The sequence below is a fragment of the Pseudomonas sp. LRF_L74 genome (assembly GCF_965644255.1).
GTDB lineage: Bacteria > Pseudomonadota > Gammaproteobacteria > Pseudomonadales > Pseudomonadaceae > Aquipseudomonas.
The window spans coordinates 35,025-44,818 of sequence record NZ_CBFFRH010000003.1; the positions used below are offsets into that span (position 1 = coordinate 35,025).

The 9,794-nt window shown below is 59.1% G+C and carries 11 protein-coding genes and 3 tRNA genes; 11 read left to right on the forward strand and 3 right to left on the reverse strand.

The annotated features are described in order from the left end of the window. Nucleotides 1-185: 185 nt before the first annotated feature. The 8 genes from ACSZPK_RS08710 to ACSZPK_RS08745 all read left to right on the forward strand — a co-directional run bounded on the left by ACSZPK_RS08710 (nucleotide 186) and on the right by ACSZPK_RS08745 (nucleotide 4,760). A complete protein-coding gene (locus tag ACSZPK_RS08710) occupies nucleotides 186-1,256 on the forward strand; it encodes an RNA-directed DNA polymerase (protein WP_437881563.1) in 1,071 nt (356 codons plus the stop codon). Continuing rightward, the gene (locus ACSZPK_RS08715) at nucleotides 1,253-2,407 is read left to right on the forward strand and encodes a phosphoadenosine phosphosulfate reductase domain-containing protein (RefSeq protein ID WP_437881062.1); all 1,155 of its coding nucleotides are present in this window, start codon (nucleotides 1,253-1,255) and stop codon (nucleotides 2,405-2,407) included. The genes ACSZPK_RS08710 and ACSZPK_RS08715 overlap by 4 nt, the downstream gene beginning before the upstream one ends. Then, complete coding sequence (locus ACSZPK_RS08720; protein ID WP_437881063.1) at nucleotides 2,407-2,736, forward strand: hypothetical protein; 330 nt, start codon at nucleotides 2,407-2,409, stop codon at nucleotides 2,734-2,736. The genes ACSZPK_RS08715 and ACSZPK_RS08720 overlap by 1 nt, the downstream gene beginning before the upstream one ends. Further along, nucleotides 2,733-3,584, forward strand: a complete 852-nt coding sequence (locus tag ACSZPK_RS08725) for a phage protein NinX family protein (RefSeq protein WP_437881064.1) — start codon at nucleotides 2,733-2,735, stop codon at nucleotides 3,582-3,584. The genes ACSZPK_RS08720 and ACSZPK_RS08725 overlap by 4 nt, the downstream gene beginning before the upstream one ends. After that, on the forward strand, nucleotides 3,577-3,825 hold the full coding sequence (locus ACSZPK_RS08730; protein ID WP_437881065.1) for a hypothetical protein: 249 nt from the start codon (nucleotides 3,577-3,579) through the stop codon (nucleotides 3,823-3,825). Before ACSZPK_RS08725 ends, ACSZPK_RS08730 begins: the two co-directional genes overlap by 8 nt. Continuing rightward, the gene (locus tag ACSZPK_RS08735) at nucleotides 3,822-4,103 is read left to right on the forward strand and encodes a hypothetical protein (RefSeq protein WP_437881066.1); all 282 of its coding nucleotides are present in this window, start codon (nucleotides 3,822-3,824) and stop codon (nucleotides 4,101-4,103) included. Before ACSZPK_RS08730 ends, ACSZPK_RS08735 begins: the two co-directional genes overlap by 4 nt. Then, entirely contained in the window at nucleotides 4,100-4,399 is a 300-nt protein-coding gene (locus ACSZPK_RS08740) for a hypothetical protein (RefSeq protein ID WP_437881067.1), read from the forward strand. The genes ACSZPK_RS08735 and ACSZPK_RS08740 overlap by 4 nt, the downstream gene beginning before the upstream one ends. A 163-nt stretch (nucleotides 4,400-4,562) precedes the next feature. After that, on the forward strand, nucleotides 4,563-4,760 hold the full coding sequence (locus ACSZPK_RS08745; protein ID WP_437881068.1) for a helix-turn-helix transcriptional regulator: 198 nt from the start codon (nucleotides 4,563-4,565) through the stop codon (nucleotides 4,758-4,760). 12 nt (nucleotides 4,761-4,772) lie between these two features. On the opposite strand, the gene ACSZPK_RS08750 is transcribed toward ACSZPK_RS08745, so the two are convergent. Both ACSZPK_RS08750 and ACSZPK_RS08755 read right to left on the reverse strand, forming a co-directional pair. Continuing rightward, entirely contained in the window at nucleotides 4,773-5,762 is a 990-nt protein-coding gene (locus ACSZPK_RS08750; RefSeq protein ID WP_437881069.1) for a hypothetical protein, read from the reverse strand. 70 nt (nucleotides 5,763-5,832) lie between these two features. Next, nucleotides 5,833-7,020 (reverse strand): tyrosine-type recombinase/integrase, encoded by a 1,188-nt coding sequence (locus tag ACSZPK_RS08755; protein WP_437881070.1) that lies wholly within the window; start codon nucleotides 7,018-7,020, stop codon nucleotides 5,833-5,835. A gap of 353 nt (nucleotides 7,021-7,373) precedes the next feature. On the opposite strand from ACSZPK_RS08755, the gene ACSZPK_RS08760 reads away from it, so the two are divergent. The 3 genes from ACSZPK_RS08760 to ACSZPK_RS08770 all read left to right on the forward strand — a co-directional run bounded on the left by ACSZPK_RS08760 (nucleotide 7,374) and on the right by ACSZPK_RS08770 (nucleotide 7,848). Continuing rightward, nucleotides 7,374-7,450: transfer RNA gene (locus ACSZPK_RS08760), tRNA-Met, on the forward strand. Between the two features lie 122 nt (nucleotides 7,451-7,572). Next, nucleotides 7,573-7,649 (forward strand) — tRNA-Met (locus tag ACSZPK_RS08765). Nucleotides 7,650-7,771: 122 nt separating this feature from the next. After that, nucleotides 7,772-7,848: transfer RNA gene (locus ACSZPK_RS08770), tRNA-Met, on the forward strand. A 58-nt stretch (nucleotides 7,849-7,906) separates the two neighbouring features. Here the strand turns inward: ACSZPK_RS08770 and ACSZPK_RS08775 are convergent. Then, nucleotides 7,907-9,739, reverse strand: coding sequence for an ABC transporter ATP-binding protein (locus tag ACSZPK_RS08775; protein ID WP_437881071.1), 1,833 nt, complete (start codon nucleotides 9,737-9,739; stop codon nucleotides 7,907-7,909). Between the last annotated feature and the right edge of the window lie 55 nt (nucleotides 9,740-9,794).

Below are 9,794 nucleotides of genomic sequence, written 5' to 3' on the forward strand. Positions count from 1 at the left end.
GCCTTCGGCAGCGCGACGTAGATAGCACGACTCGGCGCAGAACGGCCCGAACAACGCGTGGATCCAGAACTTCGACGATGGCAACCAGAACAACGATCACAAGGACAACGCGAGGCCGGCCTTCGCCGTCCGCAGCATCGAACGGTACTGCACCCGGCCATGCTGGATTTTCTATAGAGGCAATCATGCAGGCTTACCACGACTGCCGGCGCAACAAGCGCACCCGGGCATCGGCGCTTGCATTCGAGTTCAACTTGGAGCGCAACATCATGCAACTCCATCACGACCTGAACACCGGCGCCTACCGACCAGGCGCATCTAGTTGTTTCGTCGTCACCCATCCAAAACACAGGGAGGTCTGGGCCGCCGACTTCCCCGACCGCATCGCCCACCATCTGCTGTACAACCACGTTGGGCCGCGCATCGAGCGCACATTCATCGCCGACTCGTGCGCCTGCATCCCGGGCCGAGGCACGCTCTACGCCGCACAGCGGCTGGAAAAAAAGGTGCGCAGCATCACTCAAAACTGGCGCCGCCCAGCAGCTTATATCAAGTGCGACCTGGCTAATTTTTTCGTCACTATCGACAAGCGCGTGCTGGCCGAACAACTGCGCCAGGCGATCCCGGAGCAACCTTGGCAGGCGCTCGCCCTGCAAATCCTCTGGCACGACCCTCGCGAGAACTACCAGTTGCGCAGCCCCGCGCGCCTGCTCAACCGCGTGCCGCAACACAAGCGCCTGACTTCGCAGCCGGCATACCTGGGCCTGCCCATCGGCAACCTGAGCAGTCAGTTCTACGCCAACATCTACCTCAACGCCCTTGACCAGTTCGTGAAGCACCAGCTGCGCGCACGCCACTACATTCGCTACGTCGACGACATCGTGTTGCTGCACGAAAGTCCCGAGCAGCTGAACGAGTGGCATGACCAGATCGAGGCCTTCCTTGCCGCCCGGCTGCACGCCCGGCTCAACCCCAGCAAGACCATCCGCCAGCCCGTGGATCGCGGTATCGATTTCGTAGGCCAGGTGATCCTGCCGCACCGCCGTATCACCCGCCGCCGCACTGTCGACAACGCCCTGCGCGCAGCGGCGAACACCCCGGCCGAGGGTTTGCGCGAAACAGCGAACAGCCACTTCGGGCTGCTACGCCAAGCAAGCCACAGCCAGAAAGACCGCCGCCAGCTGACCAAGGCCCTGCTGTTGCGCGGACGCGCTGTTGATCGGGCGATGACGAAAGTAGTTGGGGGTGCGGCATGACTGTTCACAACATCGTCAGCGTGTCGGGTGGCAAAGACTCAACCGCCACCCTACTGCTCGCCATCGCATTAGAGACCGAGAACCTACAGGCAGTGTTTGCCGATACCGGCAATGAGCACGAACAGACCTACGCCTACCTCGATTACCTCGAGCAGAAAACCGGCATACAAATCCAGCGCGTGCGTGCAGATTTCACTCATCGCATCGCCGGGAAGCGCGCATACATCCTCAATCACTGGGAACGCAAGCTAACCGCCGAGCAACCGGAGCGCCCTGGCTATTGGGTTTGCAGCGAATCTGTCGACGAACAGGTCGCAGAACAGCCGAACAAGCCAGCCGACCTCTACTCGAAAACATCCATCGGCGATTGGGTATGGGAACCAACAAAGCCGGCCGTTCCTGGCTTGAGCAGAGAGGAAGCCCAGGAGGTAATTGCAACAGCCCTTGAGGTGCTGCAGCCAACGGGCAATCCATTCCTTGATCTATGCATCTGGAAGGGGCGATTCCCAAGCCGCAAAGCACAGTTCTGCACGATGGAACTGAAGCGCGACCCAATGCTCGAGCAAGTCGTCCTGCCACTCCTGGAATCAAGCGAGATGATCATGTCGTGGCAAGGCGTACGCCGCGACGAGTCCCTGAATCGCCGCTACCTGCCTGAGTGCGACGAAGTGGGTGGAGGGCTTTTCAACTATCGCCCCATCCTCAAATGGGACATTCCAGCAGTATTCGAAGCCCACCGCTACATGGGAATCAAGCCCAACCCTCTCTACAGCCAAGGCATGGGCCGTGTTGGCTGCATGCCATGCATCAACTGCCGCAAGGACGAACTGCGCGAGATCGCAAATCGATTCCCCGAAGTAATTGACCGCATAGATCGCTGGGAAAAGCTGGTGCAGCAAGCGAGCAAGCGAGGTGCGGCCACGTTCTTTGCTGGCTCGAACGCGAAACACCCGAAAGGAAGCATCGCCGATATGACAGCCATCGAGGTCATGGAAATCGCCAGCATTCGCCAGGCGGTTGAGTGGTCTCGCACCACCCGAGGCGGCCTGCAATATGACCTGCTGATCGAAGACGAACCCAGCGCTTGCTCAAGCGCATACGGACTCTGCGAAAGCAATTGGGAACCAGTGAAACTGGTGGAGGCTGCCTGATGCGTATCGAATTGACGCCCACCTACTGGGTCAAGATTTACCTGAGCGGCCCCATCGAGCAAGCAAAGCAGGTTCTACGCCGCGAGTGCCTGGCCGAAGGGCTCTGTGTGACTGTCGAGCCTACGACCTACATCTACACCGGCGGCGAGGAAACAGGCTATGTCGTCGGCTTGATCAACTACCCGCGCTTCCCCAGTTCCCCCGAGCGTATACGCAGCAGAGCTATAAGCCTCGCCAGCACTCTTCTGGCAGAAACCTATCAGCACTCAGCATTAGTGATGGACCAGAACACCATCGAGTGGATGAGCATCCGTCAGGAGGCCGCATGACCCAGCACATAGAAATGCAGACGTCGAGCCTCGCAGGCTCCGCGCTGGCCTACGCCACCGGGCTGGCCGAGGGGCTGGCCATGTTCATTCTGCCGCCCGAATACGGCACTGGCCACCGACTGTTCGCCACCATCGGCGGGCGTGACGTGCGCTGGAATCCGCAGGAAGACCCTGCTCAAGCCTGGCCCCTGCTGATCAAATACGGCCGAAGGATACGCCTGCACCTGGATTTCCAATGCAACGGCGCTTCGTATCTGGAAGCCGGCATTCGTGCCGGCTACACCGCCAACGACATGCTCACCGCCACCCTCCGCGCACTTGTAGCGAAGAAGTTCGGCAGTTTTGTCCAAGTGCCTGTTGAGCTATCTGACTCGCCTGCTTCAGACGCAACACCGCACGCATCTTCCAACACCGCCCTGGTCAAGGGCAGCTCATTTACTGCTGCCGTAGACGCGGCAATGGTTGAAATGCGAAACATCCACCCACCACTTCGCCGCGGCGAATGCGAACGCCTGATCCGCGCAGCCCTGACAGCATTCAAGCCGCAGCAGGCCGAGCAGAAGCCGGTGGCGTATTGCGTTTTCACTGATACCGGATCGATTCGTATCTGGTCAGCCAATTCCGAGGCTGTCGGCCTGAAAGTCATGGCCGAGGAAGGTAAGCCGGTCACGCCCTTGTTCACCGCCCCACCCACCTCTGACACTGACTCGCTGGTCGACGCGCTGGAGATGATCGTCAAGCAGTACCCGAACCCCGACATATCGCACGTCGATTATCGCGTACACGCCTGCAGGCACGCAGAGCACGCCCTGGCAGCCTACAAGGTGGGAGGTCAGAGCCATGAGTGACGCATTGGGCATCACCACGGAAACCACCGTATTCATCTCGGCGGCAAAGGTCGTGAAAGAAATGGACGCCGAAGACATTGGGTCGTTCTGTTCAGCAGTGGCGGAACGGCTTGATCAGGAATACGCCGGGCGCGCCGGGGCGGCCGCCGCCTTTGCGGATGGACTCAGCGAGCAAGGTTGTCGCTTCCTCGCCGAAGTCGTGACCAGCTTCTTCATGCGCCAGAAGAGAGACCAATCATGAGCCTCTTCCAGTGCTACGAATGCGGCTGCCGGGAGAATACCGCGACCTGCAATTTCTGGTCGCGCAGCACCGGGCAGTGGCGTGGCGTTCAGTCTCAGCCCTGGATGCTTTGTTCCGCGTGCGACCCTGACATAGCCAAATGGCACGACCAGTTCCCTAGGGTGTTCCTGCCCAAGGGGATGTTTGTCTGCAATGAGCGCGGCAATCTCGCACACAAGGACACGGGTGACGAGAACGCGCGCGCCTACTCGATCAACGAACCGGCGGCGAAAGCATGAGCCGCCGCAAGCCTTACAACCACTCTGCCCGCCTCGAGCGCTACTACCGCGCAATGCTGCGCAGCAACCATGTGGCGGTGATCGACTCCGAGGCGGCCGAGTTGCAGACCCTGATCAACTGGAAGAACGCCACAACCATCACCAGCAATAAGCGGACCGCAATCGTCAACGCAGCATGCGACATCGCGCACCCGTGGTGCATTTACGTCGCAGCCCTCTGCCTAACGCAGCAAGGCAATACCTACATGAAGAGCGTGGAGGTCCAGTTGAACGGCATCTACTGGCCGAACACCTAGCGCCCCTCCTCGAGGACTACTGCACCGAACTACGCGCCGGCTGCAACCCACAGCACCAGGTGCAATTAGCCTGGCTCGCAATCCCATACGGCACGCCCCTGGAAGAAGCCCAGGCCAGCCGGATATTCGAAGCATTCGGCGCATGGCCGACCAAGGAGGCAGCATGACCAGCAAGCCACTAGATCGCCTCATCAAGCTGGATGAGGTCATGCAGCAGATCGGAGTTGGTAAAACGAAGGTCTACGACATGATCCAGCTTGAGGAATTCCCAGCCCCAATCAAGCTAGGCCGCTACTCACGCTGGTCGCTGATCGAAGTGCAGGACTGGATCGAGCAGCAAAAGCAGAGCCGGGCCGCATGACCCGGCCGGCTTTCACTCATAGTTCAGCTCTCCAAACAGCCCATACATCAGGTCGCCATCAAGCACTTCGAACGGAAGCTCAACGTAGTCGTCAGGGTGACGCGGTAGCGCCTTTCCATCGTGCGGCGCGTTCTTCGTATGGCCTTGGACCTTCTCGCCACTCTCTTTGATGTACGGCAGCACAACGATGCGCCCATGGTTCTTGGACAGGATCGTCCCTTCCCACCAGAGCGCTTCGCCATCAGCAGCCGAGCCAGCCGCTCCAACCTGCTTAACCACCCACTGCGGCACCTTGCCGTCCTCATACCAAAAGACGAACCCTCCAACTATCAGTACTCGCTGCCCACGGTGAAGAGCATCCGCCAGCAGACGCTTCACACTGGCAAGGTGCAGTAGCTTGTTTGCACGAGGGAGAAGCTCATCCCTAATTGCAGCCTTGGTCTTCCCCCAGTGATCCGTGCCGCTAAATCCGAACCCACGAGCGATCCTCTCGCGGCCACAGTAGAGCCCTGCCTTTCCGGTATATGAGGTGTACGCTTTCCAAGTATGCTCACCCTCACGCTGAAACACCCAATGACCCGCAAGCGCAAACTGCACATAAGGGTAGCGCTGCAGATAGGCCTGTAGCTCAGGCCGCACATCCGCGACGGTGTAACCGATGATGGTTAAATCCTCAAGCCGAGGGCGAGTATCGCCAGCATGCCGCTTGATTGCCTCGGCCAGCATGAGCCTCTCCTCGCTTAGCCGCCGTTCCTCGGCGGAGAGCGCCTTCTGAACCTTTAAACGCAACGACTCTCGCTGGAGGGCTGGCAGCCCCAAACCATCTACCGCGTTCGCGAGCTGGATGTTTGTCGCCCTTGCCTCCGCAACTGCGGGCTCATAGTCACGATATGTGATCGGCCCAAATCCTCCTCGCCCCTCATCATCCCTTCGGAGATACCAGCCAAGCTTGCCATCTGTCTTCAGCTGCAATTCGAACATGTGCCAGACATTCTCATTCATACCCGACTGCTGGGGCCAACACCCCAGTACCGGCAGCCGCTCTGGGTGACGCCTCAGAGACTTCATCGCGTTAACCTCCCACTCCGTGATCGCCAGATAGTAAGCAAAAGCGCTCCCACCAAGCCATCAACTCAACCCGCTCCTTCCAGTACACTGCGTGGTTGTAAGCCGCCTTGGTCTTGTTATCTTCCGAATGAGCCAATTGCATCTCTATCACCTCGCCACGGAACAGCCCAGACTCATAGAGATGAGTAGAAGCCGTGGCGCGAAAGTCATGACAGGTAAAGCCCTTCATGCCAAGGCGCTCCAGAGCCTTGTTGAAGGTTGAACCATTGACCGGCAAGCTTGGATTTTTGAGGCCTGGGAACATCAACTCTCGCCCTCCTGTGATGCTATGAAGCTCCCGCAGAAGCTCAACTGCACGTTTCGGGAGAGGTACTAGGTGCCGCCGACGCCTCTTCATAAACTCTGCGGGTATATCCCAAACCGCCGCGTCCAGATCAACATCGCACCACCTGCCCCGCCGGAACTCCACTGTCCGCAGGAACAAAAGCAGCATCAGCTCCAGGGCTATCGTGTTCACCCTAAAGCCCCCATATCCCTCAAGCTTCTGCCGAAAGCTGGCAATCTCATCGACCGTCATGGCCCGGCTGTGCTCTACAGGCTCCCGCACGAATGCTCCGTACAGAGCCGCTGCCGGATCCGCATCGACTCTCAGTGTTCTGATTGCATAACGAAACATCTGTGATAGCCAGTTGCAAAGCGCGATGGCGTAGTAAGTCGCGCCCCGCTTCTCCATACGTCTCAGACACTCGAGGAGCAGCGCAGGCTTGACGTCGCGGATGGGGAGCTTACCGATATACGGAAATAGGTTCTGAGTGAACGCCCTGGTCAGTTGGGCGCGGTAACCATCCGTTATGCCACTCTTGCTCTCGATCCACTCCATGGCCACCAGCCGAAACGAGGACTTGTTCGCAACCAATTGCTTGTCCCGCTCAGTCCGCCGAGCCTGCGCCGGATGCCGGCCCAGTTTCACCAGCGCTCGAGCCTTGTCCCTCTCAGCACGAGCATCAGCCAAACCGATCTCCGGATATTCACCGATGGCGAACACGTTCTCTTTACCTTCGATCTTGTACCGGTACCTCCAGTACTTATTACCGGTCGGACGAATCTCGATAAAGAGTCCGCGCTCGTCGCTGAGCTTGCGTGGCTTGTCACCAGGCTTAGCCTGGCGGATCTGGATATCTGTTAGGGGCATGAGCGGGTATCACCGTGCGGGTAAAAAATTCCCCGCTTAAATACCCGCTTTTTAGATGGCTGGAACAGCACGACGGCGAACCGTCACGAACGCAAAAGCCGCGCAGCCAGCGGCTTTCCTGAGTCATACGAACGCAAAAAAACCTAAAAAAACCTTAGTCACGATCAATGTGGATGATTTTCCTCTGGCCCAAGGCTCACCGTTGCGTATGTGGATGAAGAGGCTGAAAGGCCCGTATGGCATGGGCCCGAGGCACGAAGTCTAGCACTGCCCAAGCGCTAACCGTTTGACCGTTCAGTAGTTTTTTAAAAACCACCGGTTGACAGCGAGGCTTTCTGCAGTAGAATTGCCGCCGCGGGATGGAGCAGTCTGGTAGCTCGTCGGGCTCATAACCCGAAGGTCGTAGGTTCAAATCCTGCTCCCGCAACCAGATTCACGCAGAAAGGCCACTCAATCGAGTGGCCTTTTTCGTTTCTCCTCTGCTCGATTTAAGTATTTGATTAAAAAGCAGAAATTTATTGACAAGCTTTCTTCCACGAGTAGAATTGCCGGCGCGGGATGGAGCAGTCTGGTAGCTCGTCGGGCTCATAACCCGAAGGTCGTAGGTTCAAATCCTGCTCCCGCAACCAGATTCACGTAGAAAGGCCACTCAATCGAGTGGCCTTTTTCGTTTCTCCCCTGTTCGATTTAAGCAATTGATTAAAAAGCAGAAATCGATTGACAAGCTTCCTTCCACGAGTAGAATTGACGGCGCGGGATGGAGCAGTCTGGTAGCTCGTCGGGCTCATAACCCGAAGGTCGTAGGTTCAAATCCTGCTCCCGCAACCAGATTCACGCAGAAAGGCCACTCAATCGAGTGGCCTTTTTCGTTTTCGGCCTATCGTGATCAGTCCACGCCCACGAACCCGCCCGTCTGGTGCTGCCACAGGCGTGCATAAAGGCCGCCCCTGGCTACCAACTCGGCATGGGTGCCGGTCTCGATCACCCTGCCCTCGTCGATCACCACCAGGCGGTCCATCCGGGCGATGGTCGACAGGCGGTGGGCAATGGCGATAACCGTCTTGCCTTGCATCAAGAACTCAAGGCTTTCCTGAATCGCCGCCTCGACCTCCGAGTCCAGCGCCGACGTCGCTTCGTCGAGAATCAGGATCGGTGCATCCTTGAGCAGCACCCGGGCAATGGCGATGCGCTGGCGCTGGCCGCCGGACAGTTTCACACCGCGCTCGCCGACCGTGGCATCCAGGCCGGTATTGCCTTCGGCGTCGGCCAGGCCGGCAATGAAGCCATCGGCACGCGCCTTGTGCACGGCGTCCTGGATCTGTGCATCACTCGCGGCGGGACGACCGTAGCGCAGGTTGTCACGAATCGAGCGATGCAGCAGCGAGGTATCCTGGGTGACCATGCCGATCTGTGCCCGCAGGCTGTCCTGGGTTACAGCGGCGATATCCTGGCCATCGATCAAGATGCGCCCACCTTCGAGGTCATACAGGCGCAGCAGCAGGTTGACCAGGGTCGACTTGCCGGCCCCGGACGGACCGACCAGGCCGATCTTCTCGCCCGGCCGTACGTGCAGGTCGAAGCCGCTGATGATCCCCTTGCCCTTGCCGTAATGGAAATCCACGTGCTCGAAGCGTACATCGCCCTGCTCGATACGCAGCGGCTCGGCATCATCCCGGTCGGACACACTGCGCGGCTGGACGATGGTACGCATGCCGTCCTGCACCAGGCCGACGTTTTCGAAGATGCCGCTGACCACCCACATGATCCAACCGGCCATGCTGTTGATGCGGATCACCAGGCCGGTGGAAAGCGCGATGGCGCCGACGCTGACCATGTCATTGCTCCACAGCCAGACCGCCAGGCCGCAGGTGCCGACGATAAGAATGCTCGACAGGCTGGTGACGGTGACGTCCATCAGGGTCACCAGGCGGTTCTGTTCGCGGTTGCGTTGTACCACCTCGGTGATCGCCTCGCGGGCGTACTCTTCCTCATCGCGGGTGTGGGCGAACAGCTTGAGCGTGAGGATATTGGTGTAGCCATCGACCACCCGCCCGGTCAGCTTGGCACGGGCTGCGGCGGTAGCGGCCGAACGCAGTTTGATGCGCGGTACGAACAGGCAGATACAGGCGACGTAGCCAGTGATCCAGATCAGCAGCGGCAAGGTCAGGCGCCAGTCGGCCTCGGCGAACAGGTAGATGGCACTGATCGAATAGACCGAGACGTGCCACAGCGCGTCCACCACCTGCATGGTCGAGCCTTGCAAGGCAGGACCGGTCTGCATCACCCGGCTGGCGATGCGCCCGGCGAAATCATTCTGGAAAAAGCTCAGGCTCTGCTTGAGCACCTGGCGGTGGTTCTGCCAGCGGATGAGGTTGCTGGCACTGGGGTTGATCGCCTGATCCACCAACAGATGGTGCAGGCAGATCGCAATCGGGCGCAGCAACAGCACCACCACCAACATCCAGATCAGCTCGCTGCGATGCTGAACGAAGAACGCCCCGGCCGTGCTCGCCTGGGCCAGGTCGACCAGGCGCCCGAGGAAGTTGAACAGCGCCACATCGATCAGCGCCGTGCACAAACCGGTCGCCAGCACGCCAATGAATATCGGCCAGATCTGTCGCAGGTAATGGACGTAGAAGCGGCCGATGGTATCGGGTGGCGGTGCTTCGGTATGAGGTTTGAACGGATCGATGAGGCCTTCGAAGAAACGGAACAACATGGCAGGTCCTGCGGCTATGGGAATCCACCCGCTAACGGCGAGAAGGATCTTGCGG